Annotated in this window: 12 protein-coding genes and 1 tRNA gene; 8 read left to right on the top strand and 5 right to left on the bottom strand. The window is 53.4% G+C overall.

What is annotated here, in order from left to right; translation table 11 throughout:
- Positions 1-5: 5 nt before the first annotated feature.
- Complete coding sequence (locus ACHUEV_RS10005; RefSeq protein ID WP_394179442.1) at positions 6-845, bottom strand: bifunctional helix-turn-helix domain-containing protein/methylated-DNA--[protein]-cysteine S-methyltransferase; 840 nt, start codon at positions 843-845, stop codon at positions 6-8.
- 93 nt (positions 846-938) lie between these two features.
- Between ACHUEV_RS10005 and nth the strand changes: the two genes are divergently transcribed.
- The 5 genes from nth to ACHUEV_RS09980 all read left to right on the top strand — a co-directional run bounded on the left by nth (position 939) and on the right by ACHUEV_RS09980 (position 6,283).
- Positions 939-1,583, top strand: coding sequence for an endonuclease III (nth, locus tag ACHUEV_RS10000; protein ID WP_394179440.1), 645 nt, complete (start codon positions 939-941; stop codon positions 1,581-1,583).
- Entirely contained in the window at positions 1,580-2,572 is a 993-nt protein-coding gene (locus ACHUEV_RS09995; protein ID WP_394179438.1) for an adenosine kinase, read from the top strand. Before nth ends, ACHUEV_RS09995 begins: the two co-directional genes overlap by 4 nt.
- Before the next feature lie 32 nt (positions 2,573-2,604).
- On the top strand, positions 2,605-2,832 hold the full coding sequence (locus ACHUEV_RS09990; protein WP_394179436.1) for a hypothetical protein: 228 nt from the start codon (positions 2,605-2,607) through the stop codon (positions 2,830-2,832).
- A gap of 373 nt (positions 2,833-3,205) precedes the next feature.
- On the top strand, positions 3,206-3,706 hold the full coding sequence (locus ACHUEV_RS09985; protein ID WP_394179435.1) for a heme oxygenase-like domain-containing protein: 501 nt from the start codon (positions 3,206-3,208) through the stop codon (positions 3,704-3,706).
- The gene (locus tag ACHUEV_RS09980; protein ID WP_394179433.1) at positions 3,707-6,283 is read left to right on the top strand and encodes an HWE histidine kinase domain-containing protein; all 2,577 of its coding nucleotides are present in this window, start codon (positions 3,707-3,709) and stop codon (positions 6,281-6,283) included.
- A 9-nt stretch (positions 6,284-6,292) separates the two neighbouring features.
- Here the strand turns inward: ACHUEV_RS09980 and ACHUEV_RS09975 are convergent, their stop codons facing one another.
- The 4 genes from ACHUEV_RS09975 to ACHUEV_RS09960 all read right to left on the bottom strand — a co-directional run bounded on the left by ACHUEV_RS09975 (position 6,293) and on the right by ACHUEV_RS09960 (position 10,472).
- On the bottom strand, positions 6,293-7,936 hold the full coding sequence (locus ACHUEV_RS09975; protein ID WP_394179431.1) for an FAD/NAD(P)-binding protein: 1,644 nt from the start codon (positions 7,934-7,936) through the stop codon (positions 6,293-6,295).
- 55 nt (positions 7,937-7,991) lie between these two features.
- Positions 7,992-8,306, bottom strand: a complete 315-nt coding sequence (locus ACHUEV_RS09970) for an antifreeze protein (protein ID WP_394179429.1) — start codon at positions 8,304-8,306, stop codon at positions 7,992-7,994.
- Positions 8,307-8,453: 147 nt separating this feature from the next.
- Entirely contained in the window at positions 8,454-9,971 is a 1,518-nt protein-coding gene (locus ACHUEV_RS09965; protein WP_394179427.1) for a catalase, read from the bottom strand.
- A 411-nt stretch (positions 9,972-10,382) separates the two neighbouring features.
- A tRNA-Ser gene (locus ACHUEV_RS09960) sits at positions 10,383-10,472 on the bottom strand.
- Between the two features lie 139 nt (positions 10,473-10,611).
- Between ACHUEV_RS09960 and ACHUEV_RS09955 the strand changes: the two genes are divergently transcribed.
- The 3 genes from ACHUEV_RS09955 to ACHUEV_RS09945 are packed head-to-tail and all read left to right on the top strand — an operon-like array spanning position 10,612 to position 12,817.
- Positions 10,612-11,172, top strand: coding sequence for a GbsR/MarR family transcriptional regulator (locus ACHUEV_RS09955; RefSeq protein ID WP_394179425.1), 561 nt, complete (start codon positions 10,612-10,614; stop codon positions 11,170-11,172).
- Between the two features lie 40 nt (positions 11,173-11,212).
- Positions 11,213-11,881, top strand: coding sequence for a DUF4166 domain-containing protein (locus ACHUEV_RS09950; protein WP_394179423.1), 669 nt, complete (start codon positions 11,213-11,215; stop codon positions 11,879-11,881).
- A gap of 21 nt (positions 11,882-11,902) precedes the next feature.
- The gene (locus tag ACHUEV_RS09945; protein WP_394179421.1) at positions 11,903-12,817 is read left to right on the top strand and encodes a LysR family transcriptional regulator; all 915 of its coding nucleotides are present in this window, start codon (positions 11,903-11,905) and stop codon (positions 12,815-12,817) included.
- Positions 12,818-12,819: the final 2 nt, after the last annotated feature.

The raw sequence follows: 12,819 nt of genomic DNA, 5'->3' as shown, positions 1-12,819 counted from the left end.
TAAAATTAAGGGGTTGCGTCAGCGCGGGCAGATTCCCAAGCGAGAATCGCACGCTTTACCGGAAGCCCCCAATGATAGCCGCCAAGCGCACCGGACTTGCGTAACGCCCGATGGCAGGGGATCAGCAAGCTAACAGGATTCCGCCCGACCGCAGTGCCAACCGCGCGAACTGCCTTTGGGTTGCCGATGGATTGGGCGATTTCAGAATAGGTCGTCACGTGACCTGATGGGATGCTCAGCAACGCCTCCCATACCTTAAGCTGGAATGGTGCGCCGATCATATGAAGTTGGGTTTCACCAGTCATACCCAACGCGGCAGTTGCCCATGGGGTCAGTAGGTCTGGGTCTTCGACATACGTCGCCTTGGGCCAGCGGGATTTCATATCGGCCATTGCTGGCTCCGCTCCAGCCTCGGCCGCAAAAGCCAGCCCGCAAATGCCACGGTCTGTACCCATTACCAAAGCCGGACCAAAGAGGCTGTCGAACCAGCCCCAGCGGATCGTTAAATCCGCACCATCGCGGGCATAGTCGCCGGGGCTCATGGCTTCCCACCTAACGAACAGATCATGCAGCCGCCCACTACCTGACAAACCAACAGAATGTGCGGTTTCCAACGTGGTAAACCGATCGCGCAGGAGCGTTTTAGCATGGCCCAGTGTCAGGTACTGTTGATAGCGTTTGGGCGACACACCCACCCACGTTGAGAACAGGCGCTGAAAGTGCGCAGGGCTCATGTTCATGTCAGCGGCAAGATCAGCAAGGCTAAGCTGTGTATCGCCAGCAGCGTCGATTGCATCAATCGCACGGCGCATGACCTGATAGTGGTAGGGGGCTGTGTGTTCCATAGGTGTAATCTAGGTACAACTGCCCCAACGTGCGACCCGAATATTGCGCATCTGCGGCTTGCCCCCTTTGTCATGAAAAGGCATACCCGCTGAATGGTCAAACAGCTTGATTATCACACGATCCGAGAGATCTTTACGCGTTTCCACGACGCTGAGCCCGAGCCGAAAGGTGAGCTTGAGCATGTGAACGTGTACACATTGGTTGTTGCTGTTGCACTATCTGCGCAGGCGACTGATGTGGGCGTGAACAAAGCAACCCGCGAATTGTTCAAGATCGCGGACACGCCGCAAAAGATGCTCGACCTAGGTTTGGAAGGTCTGACCGAACACATCAAAACCATCGGCCTGTTTCGACAAAAGGCAAAAAACGTCATTAAAATGAGCCAGATACTGGTTGATGAATTTGACGGAGAGGTCCCGAACTCTCGGGCGGCATTACAGTCGCTACCTGGTGTGGGCCGTAAAACAGCGAATGTCGTTCTAAACATGTGGTGGCACCAGCCTGCGCAGGCGGTCGATACGCATATCTTTCGCTTTGGCAATCGCAGTGGCGTTGCCGTTGGAAAAGATGTCGACGCTGTAGAACGTGCGATCGAAGACCATATACCCGCTGACTTCCAGCAGCACGCCCACCACTGGATGATTCTTCATGGGCGCTATACTTGCGTCGCCCGAAAACCCAAATGCGCGGCCTGTCTAATCCGCGATCTCTGTCTATTTGAGGATAAAAACCTATGAAAAAGTTTCAGGTTGTCGGTATCGGCAATGCGATGGTCGACGTTCTGGCCCGTGCCGAAGATGCATTCCTAGAAGAGGCCGGGATCGGCAAAGGTATTATGCAACTGATCGACATGGACCGCGCCGTGTCTCTTTACGCGAGCGTTGGTCCTGCGAAGGAAATCAGTGGCGGGTCAGCTGCGAATACCATCGCGGGTATCGCGCATCTGGGCGGGCGCACTGCCTATGTCGGTAAAGTCAAAGACGATCAGCTTGGCGCGATCTTTGCACACGACCTACGCGCGCAGGGGGCAGTTTACGAAACAGCGCTCGCGCCAAAGTCGGAAGAAGCTGAAACAGGACGCTGCATTGTCATCGTGACGCCAGATGGTGAACGCTCAATGAACACCTACCTCGGGGTGACCGAATTTCTAACACCCGATGACATCGACGAAGTACAGATGGCCGAGGCCGAATGGATCTATCTCGAAGGCTATCGCTTTGACGGGCCAGACAGCCACGCCGCCTTTGCCAAAGCGATCAACGCTTGCAAAGGGGCAGGGGGCAAGGTCTCAATCACGCTTTCCGATCCATTCTGCATCGACCGCCACCGCGAAGCTTTCCGCGATATGATCAAAAATCACATCGACCTGCTGTTCTGCAACCGCGCAGAAATGCTGTCGATGTACCAAACTGATGATTTTGAAGCAGCGCTGACCAAAGCCGCTGCCGAAGTCGCAGTTGTCGCCTGCACGGACAGCGAAAACGGCGTTCACATCCTAGACGGCGACAACCGCTGGCACGTACCTGCCGTACCCACGCAAATCGTCGATGCGACCGGCGCGGGCGACCTATTCGCAGGCGCGTTCCTATGGGCACTGACAAACGGTTATGACCTGCAAACATGCGGCAAGATGGGCAACATCGCAGCATCCGAAGTCATCAGCCACATCGGCGCACGCCCCGAAGCCGACCTAAAGGCTTTGTTTGCGTCGCATGGATTGATCTAGAATTATCGAGTTACGGAAGTGCTGGCGGGGTTATGGAAGGTGTACCAGGCCTGCTAACGCGCTACCGTGTAATCGGCGAAGGCCTTTCTGCAGGAACTGACAACCAACTGGAGGCATGGGAAAGAATGGTAGCTAAATTGACACCGATGGCCCCAGAGTTCTTTGCAGAACATGTTGATTCAGCGCGTGCATATCAACTGCGTTACCTTTGCCGCCGGGCGATCAGTAAGGCTGTCAGTGAAATGAAGTGGAGCGTTTGACCTTATACTGCCCGTAAATGGCTTACCGCGATCTCTCAAAGCCGTATTGCGTTACACCCCTTGATAACGTCTATTTAATGATCATCGCCTCTTGGACTTTAGCGTACTAGCCAGCCTGCAAAGGTTTTTCCGATTGCTTTGCCGCTTTGTTCTTCCACTCTTGCCAACGTGCCTTGGTGATCATAATCCTGTTCATAGCATCGCTGGGTGCGCGTTACTTATTGATTGATATACTAGTAGTGATTTTAGCGAGTTTTCGAATGGCATGAGTTTGGGCACCGATGTTTGGGTTCAGGCATGATTTGGGAACGTCCATATGCATCACAACTTTCGCGTCGATCTCAGGGAGCGCACCAGACATGATCATTCTGACATGGATGAGCTTTTTTCACTGTTCGATGTGGCTGAGCGCACTGACCTTCTGTCATTTATGCGTATTCATCTTGCCTGTTTTGGCGCGTTGGCCGTGGTATCTGCAGCGGGGACGGTCGCGAACCAATTGCTTAGTGATATCATCGCGGGCTTACGAACAGATTTGGAAACCCTGCAAAATGACAAACCCAAGATTTTTTTAAATCCGATTGCAAAACTTGACCCGCTGGCCGTTGACTATGTGCTTGGCGGATCGCGCATGGGAACCAAGTTGCTTCGTGTGCGTTGGTCACAATCATCCGACCCGCGTGTGAAAGAAGCCAATGCCTATTTTAACCTCTCGTCCTATCCGCAGTTTTGGCAAACGACCTGTCAAGAACTGGCTAAGATTCAGATGAATTCTGACCGTGCCGAAAAAATCGTCGCGGATACGACAGAGATATTTAATCTTTTCAAATCGACCTATCACCAAGAAATGCTAAAGCCTGCGAAAGCCTGTTAGATGAATGATGCCCACCACGCGCCTCACACGGGCCAAGACGTTGACCTGACCAATTGCGATCGGGAACAGATTCACCTTTTGGGCACCGTTCAGGCCTATGGATGTTTGATTTCGACATCGAGCGATTTCATGATCAATCACGTTTCTGAAAACATTGCAGATTTGCTTGGCTTGGCCCCATCTGCTGTCGTGGGCGGGCGGCTGACAGAATTTCTGCCTGCGAACACAATTCATGACCTGCGCACCAAACTGCAACTTATCAGGATTGATACGGGTGCTGCGCGCCTGTTTGCCGTCGATGTCATGGGCAACGGGGCGCTATTTGATGTATCGATCCATGTGTCGGGGCATTCATATGTATTTGAATTTGAGCCTAAAATTAGGACCGAAGACCGTGATGAAATGGCGTTGGTACAGCCGCTCTTGTCGCGGGTGAAGCGTGCGAAAGACGTCATCGGTGCCGCCCGCGAAGCAGCGACAGCTATTCAAGTATTGTCGGGCTTTGATCGCGTCATGGTCTATAAATTTGCAGAAGACAGTTCAGGTGAAGTTATCGCCGAACGGTGTGCTGCGCAGATGGAATCGTATCTAGGCCTACGCTACCCGGCCAGTGATATCCCCAAGCAAGCCCGCGAGCTATACAAGCGCAACCTGCTGCGGCTGATCGCTGACGCTGATGGCCACAACGCTCCTATTGTGCCTCCGGCTAACGCTTTGGGAGAACCTCTTGATCTTTCGATGTCAGTGACGCGTTCGGTGTCCCCCATTCATCTTGAGTACCTTCGCAATATGGGTGTCGGCGCGTCGATGTCTGTTTCAATTCTGAAAGACGGAGAGCTTTGGGGGTTATTTGCGTGCCACCACAATTCGCCCCATTACATCGATTACGAAAGACGCACCGCGATCGAGTTATTCGCGCAGTTCTTTTCCTATGAGCTGCTGCAGAAAAGCGAACAGAAAATTCGCCAAGAAGAACGCGAAGCACGACGTATTCACGATCACCTGATGATCAGGCTTTCAAACGGTGAAGACCTGTACGAAGGGTTCGAAGTTGTCGCTGATGAGCTTGCTGAAATCGTTTCGAGTGACGGTATCTTAGTTTATTCAGATGGCAGGTTTATCGCGCGAGGAGCCACTCCAACACGCGAAGAATTCCTAGGTCTTGCTAGGTTCTTAAATACTGCCCCCACAGGACAGATTTATGCGACAGATAATTTGGCTTCGGTTTATCCGGCGGCGTCATCATTTGGCGACCGCGCGGCTGGTTTGCTTGCAGTGCCTATTTCACGGACGCCACGCGATTACATCGTGTTTTTCCGGCGCGAGGTCACCCAATCCGTCAACTGGGCAGGCAACCCCGAAAAACCGGTCGAGCTTGGTCCAAACGGGGCGCGATTGACCCCGCGCAAAAGCTTTGCCGCTTGGCAGGAGATCGTGCACGGCACTTCTTCACCGTGGACCGATACCGACAAGCGCGCAGCCGAAGCGTTGCGCGTATCGCTGATCGAAGTGGTCTTGAAACTGACCGATGACGCGAACCTTGAACGTCGCAAAGGCGCCGAGAAACAAGAGCTGTTAATCGCGGAATTGAATCACCGCGTTAGAAATATTCTTAACCTCATCCGTGGCCTCGTTTCGCAGTCCAAGGATGGCGCGACGGACATCAGCTCTTATACAAAGTTGCTTGACGGACGGATTCAGTCGCTTGCCCGTGCCCATGATCAACTGACCCGAAAAGAGTGGGAGCCGAGCCCGCTTCGAGAATTGATCGACGTCGAAGTGAACGCCTTTTTGAACAATCAAAGTGGACGGATGACTGTCACAGGGGACAGCCCGATGCTGTCGCCTGAAGCGTTCTCAACCATGGCGTTGGTGATCCATGAATTGGTGACCAATTCTGCAAAGTATGGTGCGCTGTCGAATAACGCGGGCACGGTGTCTGTCGGGCTTACGATTGACGAAGATGGGTCGCTTCATGTTGCTTGGAAAGAACAGGGTGGGCCTGCGGTCAAAGCACCAACGCGCCGCGGGTTCGGGACAACTATTATCGAAAAAACAATTCCGCATGAACTGATGGGGAACGTGAAAACGCAATTTCTGCTTACCGGATTTCAGGCAAACATGATGATCCCTTCGCGCCATGTCACCGCTGGTGCAGCGCCTCAGCCAGTCGTCGCGACGGCATCGGTGCATGAAATGAAGGTCGAAACTCATGGGCTATCGGGTGAGGTTCTTGTCGTGGATGACAACTTAATCATCGCGCTCGACGCTTGCGATATGCTTAAAACCTATGGTGCAGAACGTGCCCACATGTCTGGATCAGTAGACGAGGCATTGGCTGTTGTCGAAAAACGCGACATTAGCTTTGCTGTTCTGGATGTGAACTTGGGTTCCCAAACTTCGCTGCCGATTGCCCAGAAATTGGCAGCAAAGAACATCCCGTTTGTGTTGGCGACGGGATACGGTGACACTGAAGCAATTGTCGAAGCATACCCAGCCGCGCAGATCGTGAAGAAACCCTTCACGACTGAATCGCTCTTGCGCGAAGTCGAGGCGACGCTGCAGTCGCGATCTTAACAGGGACGATCAATTCTTGACCCGCGAGATAACGCCTTTCGCCCAACGGTCGGTTGCGGCGCCAAAGCAATCGTGAATGGAGTCCACGGCAATGACACTGCCAAGCGCCTGTCGGCCCAAAAGGCTAAGGCCGAGTTGAACATTGCCGTCTTGATGAACCAATTGCCCGTCGGCTTGGGTCTGTGCACCAAGGCCGTCTTGCAGCGCGCAGATTTTTGCGCTTGATATGAGGCTGATCATCAAACTGTCGGTCGATTGCTCTAGCGAAGGCGGCGGCATTACGGCATCCACCATCGCCGAAACGGTCATGACTGTACCGTCTTCAATCAATTGCCATCCGTCCTCGACCAACGTGATATCGGGGTCATCCGCTGCGCGTAGGTCAACCAAGCGCGCATCGATTAGGGCAAGTAGTTCGTTGGCTGACCGAACGGGTGGGCCGTAGGAATAGCGCTTTAGTCCCTCATCAAAGCCAATAAGTGCCTTTGCTGTTACGGGTGTGATCTGGGCGGAGTTGAATCCGATCCGAAGTGCGTTTTGCCACTTTCGCCAAAGCTGCCCGATCACGTAGCCAATTGACGGCGGAGTATTGCCTTCCGCAATTGAGACACCGGTGCGCAGTGCTTCTGTCGGCGACTGTGTTTCTTGCGATCCCGGCGCATCACGTTCCATGCTGAGCCACCTCTTCACATCACTTGCGTTTAGAGGATTGCCCGCTTCATTCAAAATGCGCAGCACGGGTTCGATCAAGACCTCGCATAGCCTATCCAAGGCCGCCTCGGGCGCTTTGTCGGTTGCCTCTTTCAGAGCTATTTCAAAAGCATTCGTTTCATCCTCAGTGGGATCAAAGCGCTTATCTAAATCTGCATTGTCTGGCTTTGCTACAGGGGCATGACCGTTGAGTGAGAAGGGAAGAATACATGCGGGTTCTTGGCCGGACCGCTGATAATGCCCGTTTTCAAAACGGCCCCCCAATCCGCAGGTCAAAAGACGTAAAACATCCAGCGTCGAAAGCCCAAGCCCGCGGATTGCAACGTTCTTGCCAGCCCAGTTCTTTGCCGCATTCAATAAATCGGTGCCTGGGTAGGCAGGCATCAGGTCGACGCCGTTCTTGCGTGCGTGATCAATCCAGCGGGCAAGCTGATCGTCCGGTTTTGTGGCAGGTTGTCCTTGGGTCAAAAGTACCTCGGAGTATGGGCCAAAACGCTGATGGTCCGTTTCGACCCACCAGCCATCACCATCATTTTGAATGTCCGTCACCGTTTCGGGGCGCTCTGACAAATGCAGCGCCTTGGCGTTGCTCGCCAGATCGCGGTAGCGCGCCTCGAAATATTCGCCAAGTTTGGCGCGTGGCGGAAATTTATCAGGGTCAGCTGCCAATGAGGGCCAGACCGAAAACTGCCCAACCGTTGCGCCGGGGAATTCGGGCGGGGCAACCGAAACCTCACGCACGGGGATATTCAAAAGGCAAAATTCGCTCTCACCGGGGCAAAAGTTGGGGCCCGCGCCAAGGTGCCCAACTGGGTCAAAGATATCGACATAAACGGTCAAATCCGTGCTGCTTAGCTGCGTTGCTAGCGCTTCAAGCGCACCCAAACCGCGTGGCCCCATACCAATGATGGCAATGCGAGGGCGTTTATTATCTGTTGGCATTAAGGCCATCCTCTTACAGGCCCCAAAATTGGGGCTATCACGCCGCTAGTTCTGATCAGCGTTTGGAGAAACCACGTTTACTTAACCGCTTATAGTTCGCGGCAGTTTTGCTCCCGATCGGGGTCAAGGCACGCGCGAGTACCTTTTCAGGGGACTTGCCCTGCAGCGTTGCTTTAGACGCAGCAGTGGCGCTTTGGCGCAGGGCCTTTGTTTTTTCCGTAATCATTCGCGCGTTCTCGCTTGGCGTCACGGACCAAACTCCGGCCATGCCTAATACTCTGAATGCGATCACGGCTTGCGCTTCTGCCATCATTTTGTAGGTCGCAAATCCTAGTGACCACATGGCGACGATGTTGTTGGGGTGTATCATAAGCGGCGTCCTATCTTACTGTTGTGCAATAACTGGGATGCTCCCAATCCTTGCTTTGAAGGCATTTAGTCATGATTAGCCTTCCGCCGCCCGTTTGTGGGACGGAAAGCGCCAGTTCTTTGAAGCCGCGCAGCGCCCGTACAAAGTTTAACCGCTAATACTCTTGGCAGAGGCAAGGCCCGGTGCGTCCGATGCACCGCCCAGTTTTTCACGCACGCCAGCTTCAATTTTGTCGCCAGTTTCGCGGTCAATGTTGCGCCAATATTCAAACGCACGCTGAAGTACATTTTCACTGACGCCGGCAGTCAGGTGGCCGACCACGTTTTCGACCAAACGTTTGCGCGCGCCATCATCCATGACCTTTCGAACAAGGTCACCTGCTTGGGACCAGTCATCATCGTCTTCACGAAGGGAATAGGCCTGACGCACCATTTCACCATCGGCGTGCCAAATACCTGCTTCACCACCTGGCTCGGGTTGGGCCGATGGACCACCGTAAGAGTTCGGCGCATAGACGGGATCCGCAACATTTACGGTTCGGCCCGCACCGTCCTTTGAGTAGCTATGAACAGGCGACTTTGGGCTATTCACTGGTATTTGTTTATAGTTCACGCCAAGACGCGCCCGATGCGCGTCAGCATAAGAAAATCCGCGAGCTAATAGCATCTTATCTGGCGACAACCCAATGCCTGGCACCATGTTGTTCGGCTCGAACGCTACCTGTTCAATTTCAGTGTGAAAATCAGTCGGATTTCGGTTCAATGTCAGCTTGCCAACTTCCATGAGAGGATAGTCCGCATGCGGCCACACTTTCGTTAAGTCAAACGGGTTGATGCGATAGGTCTTGGCATCCTCAAACGGCATCACTTGCCACTTCAGGGTCCAGCTTGGGTGGTCACCTTTGGCAATTGAATCAAACAGATCCCGGCGGTGGAAATCACCATCGGTTCCGGCTAGCTGGTCTGCCTCATCTTGGCTTAGATAAGTGTTCCCGTCACCTTGGTCGGTATGGAAGTGGAACTTGACCCAAAATTTCTCACCCTCAGCGTTTACTAAGGAATATGTATGGCTCGAATAGCCGTTCATCTCGCGCCATGTCTTGGGAATACCGCGATCCCCCATGAGATAGGTAACTTGATGTGCGCTTTCGGGCGACAAGGTCCAGAAATCCCACTGCATGTCGTGATCACGCAGGTTGTTGTCAGCACGTCGTTTCTGGCTGCGAATAAAGTGCTGGAATTTCAAAGGGTCGCGAATGAAGAAGATCGGCGTATTGTTCCCAACCATGTCAAAGTTGCCGTCTTCGGTATACATTTTGACCGAGAAACCACGCGGATCGCGCCAAGTATCAGGGCTGCCGCGCTCACCAGCAACGGTAGAAAACCGCATCACGACATCACATTTCGCGCCGAGCTGAAAAATCTTGGCTTTAGTAAACCGCGATACATCTTCCGTCGTTTCAAAGGTACCAAACGCCCCAGAACCTTTCGCATGCGGTTGCCGTTCAGGGATACGTTCACGGTTGAAATTGGCCATTTGTTCAAGAAGATAATGGTCGTTCAAAACAATCGGTCCGTCTGGCCCCACAGTCAGCGAATGTTCATCGCTCCGTACGCGGATACCCGCATCAGTGGTTGTCGGCGGTGTGGCTTTCTTGCTGGTCATGATCTGCCTTTCCATGATGGCTTTCAGTGCGTCTCATGGTTGCAAACGCATCAAGCGGGAAAAGGTTCCTATCAATGGTTTCGCTCGAAGGTCGTCCTGTGACCTGCTTGGATAGGTGAATGTACTTGGCGCAAACTTTTATTAAACTGGCAGGCCCGTGAGGTTTACCCTTATGACACGGCTCCGCAGTACCAATGCTAGATAATTAAAGGTATTGAAGTGAATTCGCTTGCAGGCACGGGGACCCGGTTCGTCGTGCTATGACTTAGCTGGGAGGACGAAACCGTCCTTCAATTTTGACCACCGGGCGGGATATGCGGGGATGGAAGTCCCTTTTAGGATGAGCGAACCATTTAGCCCTCAAGCAACGCCATGTCCTGACGGCGCATTGCTTGAGTAAAAGCGGTTTGGTGGCGGAGACGAAGGGATTCGAACCCTCGAGACGGTTTCCCGCCTACTCCCTTAGCAGGGGAGCGCCTTCGACCACTCGGCCACGTCTCCGCTGGCGGGTCTATCAGTAATAAAGATCGGATCACAAGCGGAAATTGCGATTTTATGTTCTGTTTTTGGCTGGTGCCACATACACGCGGTTTTTGCGGAAATGCTTGCAATAGGTGTGCGTATTTCGTATATTTCTGTTATGACAGAAATTTCACAAATAAAGCGCCCGGAGGCAGTTGATCAATTCATCCTTTATTGGGGTGATATGGGCAGTCAGTGGGGCGTTAATCGTTCGGTCGCGCAGATCCATGCTTTGTTGTATCTTGCGACCAAGCCGATGAATGCAGAACAAATTTCAGAGGCTCTGGGTATTGCGCGGTCTAACGTCTCGAACTCGCTTAAGGAGTTGGTCGCATGGCGTTTGATCAGGCGCGTTCCAATAGCGGGTGACCGTCGCGAACATTTTGAAGCCGAGGTGGACGTTTGGGAGATGGCTATGCGGATCGCGCAGGGCCGTCGCGAGCGCGAGATTGATCCTGCGGTTTCCGCGATTGATCAATGCGTCGCACGTGCTGAGGTCGACGGGGATGTTGATCCGGTTGCATTGCAGCGATTGCAGGACATGCAGAATTTCCTGTCCACGACGACGCGTTGGTACGACCAGATGCTGGGCGTTCCCAAGGCACAGCTTATCAGGCTGATGGGGCTTGGGGACAAGGTAATTAAGCTGCTCAAATTTGCGGGCGGCAAAGGAAAATAACCCACCGCGGTCAGGTGGGGTGCTGAGTTAGGAACGCGCTATGCAGCTTGTTCAATATGTCGAAAATGTTCCTCCACCACTGATACCGGTTGATCCCCCACTTGCCGATGACCGATTTCGTAACTTACTGGGCCCGCAGGCATGGGCGCTATTGCCCGCTGCCGTTCGTAAACGGTTCGGCAAGCGCCTGAAGGGCGGGGATAGTGTTGCTTACCAAGGTGTCGTGACTGCAATGCGGATGAATTTGGCTGGCTGGGTATTAGCGCAGGCCGCCCGGCTGGTTGGTGCACCATTTCCGTTTGACCGCAGTTCTTTGCACCGGCCTGCCGTTGTGATCGTCACCGAAGACCGCGTGACTGACGGCCAATTCTGGATCAGGCAGTATGGTCGTGGACGTGGCTTTCCACAGGTTGTTCATAGTTCTAAGCGATTTGCCGGCCCGACCGGTCTAGAAGAATACATTGGTTATGGCATCGGTATGGCCTTGCAAGTTGAGGCAACTGCCCAAGCGCTGCTGTTCAAAAGCGACCATTTCTTTGTGCAAGTCGCGGGTCGCAGGTTTCGTTTGCCTCAGGTTCTAAGCCCGGGAAGGGTCGTCGTTGGCCACCACGAATTGGGGGCGGCAAGTTTTCGGTTTTCCCTAGAGGTGACACACCGATTGTTCGGGTGCATGCTTAAGCAAGACGCGATTTTTCGCGACGCTGATTAGCCCTGAAACCGGAGCCTGAAATTGCGCCTGAACCTTAAGCAGCTTGAAGCCTTCGTTTGGGTCGCTGACATGCAAAGCTTTCGCCGCGCGGCAGAGCGACTGAATACAACGCAACCGAACATATCAGCACGTATTGCGAGCCTTGAAAGCGCGCTGAATACACAATTGATGACCCGCGATGCCGGGTCAGTTCGTTTGACACGCAAAGGGCAAGAATTGCTTTCGCATGCACGGCGGGTTTTGGATGCGACTGAGGCGTTGGTTGTTGCGGCTGATCAAAAGGGGCTGTTGTCGGGGACCTTGCGCCTTGGGGTGACAGAAATGATCGTTCACACGTGGTTGCGTGACTATTTGCGTGCTCTGAAAGACGATTATCCAAACTTAGTGGTTGAGCTAACCGTCGATCTGTCGGTGAACCTTGAAAAGGGCTTGGCAGAACGGACGCTTGATCTTGCCCTGCAAAATGGGCCGTTCAGCCGAATGTCGAGCAGCGAGATCACGCTTGGCTCTTATGATATGGTCTGGGTGGCCGCACCTGAGATTGCACCGAGTGGGGTCGCCACTGCCGAAGATTTGGCACAGCATCCAATCCTGACGCACGCGCGAAATACCCGTTTATTCGATGAGGTTTCTGCCCATTTTGCCATGCGACGTGACTTGGATGTGCGGTTGGTGCCGTCCAGCAACCTTGCAGCCTGTTTGCACATGACGCTGGACGGTATGGGGATCGCTACTTTGCCTAGGGCAATGGTTTCGGGTGAACTGGAGCGGGGTGCCTTATGCGAAATCCGGTACGATTGGTCGCCGGCGCCGCTTGATTTTTATGCGCGATACGATGCGGAAAGGGCGGCACATTCTGTTGTGGCTTGTGCTGACGCCGCGGTTCGTGTCGCGCAGCAATATAATCAGAAAAATTTATTATATGTATCCAATTAAAC

Source organism: Yoonia maritima, from assembly GCF_043641945.1.
Lineage (GTDB): Bacteria > Pseudomonadota > Alphaproteobacteria > Rhodobacterales > Rhodobacteraceae > Yoonia > Yoonia maritima_B.
Note: the sequence above shows the minus strand (reverse complement) of the source record. Positions and strands in the feature narration are given on the sequence as shown.

Bases quoted from the DNA above. Each gene is read 5' to 3' on its own strand.
- ACHUEV_RS10005 (WP_394179442.1), bottom strand. From the start codon at position 845: ATGGAACACACAGCCCCCTACCACTATCAGGTCATGCGCCGTGCGATT.
- nth (WP_394179440.1), top strand. From the start codon at position 939: ATGGTCAAACAGCTTGATTATCACACGATCCGAGAGATCTTTACGCGT.
- ACHUEV_RS09995 (WP_394179438.1), top strand. From the start codon at position 1,580: ATGAAAAAGTTTCAGGTTGTCGGTATCGGCAATGCGATGGTCGACGTT.
- ACHUEV_RS09990 (WP_394179436.1), top strand. From the start codon at position 2,605: ATGGAAGGTGTACCAGGCCTGCTAACGCGCTACCGTGTAATCGGCGAA.
- ACHUEV_RS09985 (WP_394179435.1), top strand. From the start codon at position 3,206: ATGGATGAGCTTTTTTCACTGTTCGATGTGGCTGAGCGCACTGACCTT.
- ACHUEV_RS09980 (WP_394179433.1), top strand. From the start codon at position 3,707: ATGAATGATGCCCACCACGCGCCTCACACGGGCCAAGACGTTGACCTG.
- ACHUEV_RS09975 (WP_394179431.1), bottom strand. From the start codon at position 7,936: ATGCCAACAGATAATAAACGCCCTCGCATTGCCATCATTGGTATGGGG.
- ACHUEV_RS09970 (WP_394179429.1), bottom strand. From the start codon at position 8,306: ATGATACACCCCAACAACATCGTCGCCATGTGGTCACTAGGATTTGCG.
- ACHUEV_RS09965 (WP_394179427.1), bottom strand. From the start codon at position 9,971: ATGACCAGCAAGAAAGCCACACCGCCGACAACCACTGATGCGGGTATC.
- ACHUEV_RS09955 (WP_394179425.1), top strand. From the start codon at position 10,612: ATGACAGAAATTTCACAAATAAAGCGCCCGGAGGCAGTTGATCAATTC.
- ACHUEV_RS09950 (WP_394179423.1), top strand. From the start codon at position 11,213: ATGCAGCTTGTTCAATATGTCGAAAATGTTCCTCCACCACTGATACCG.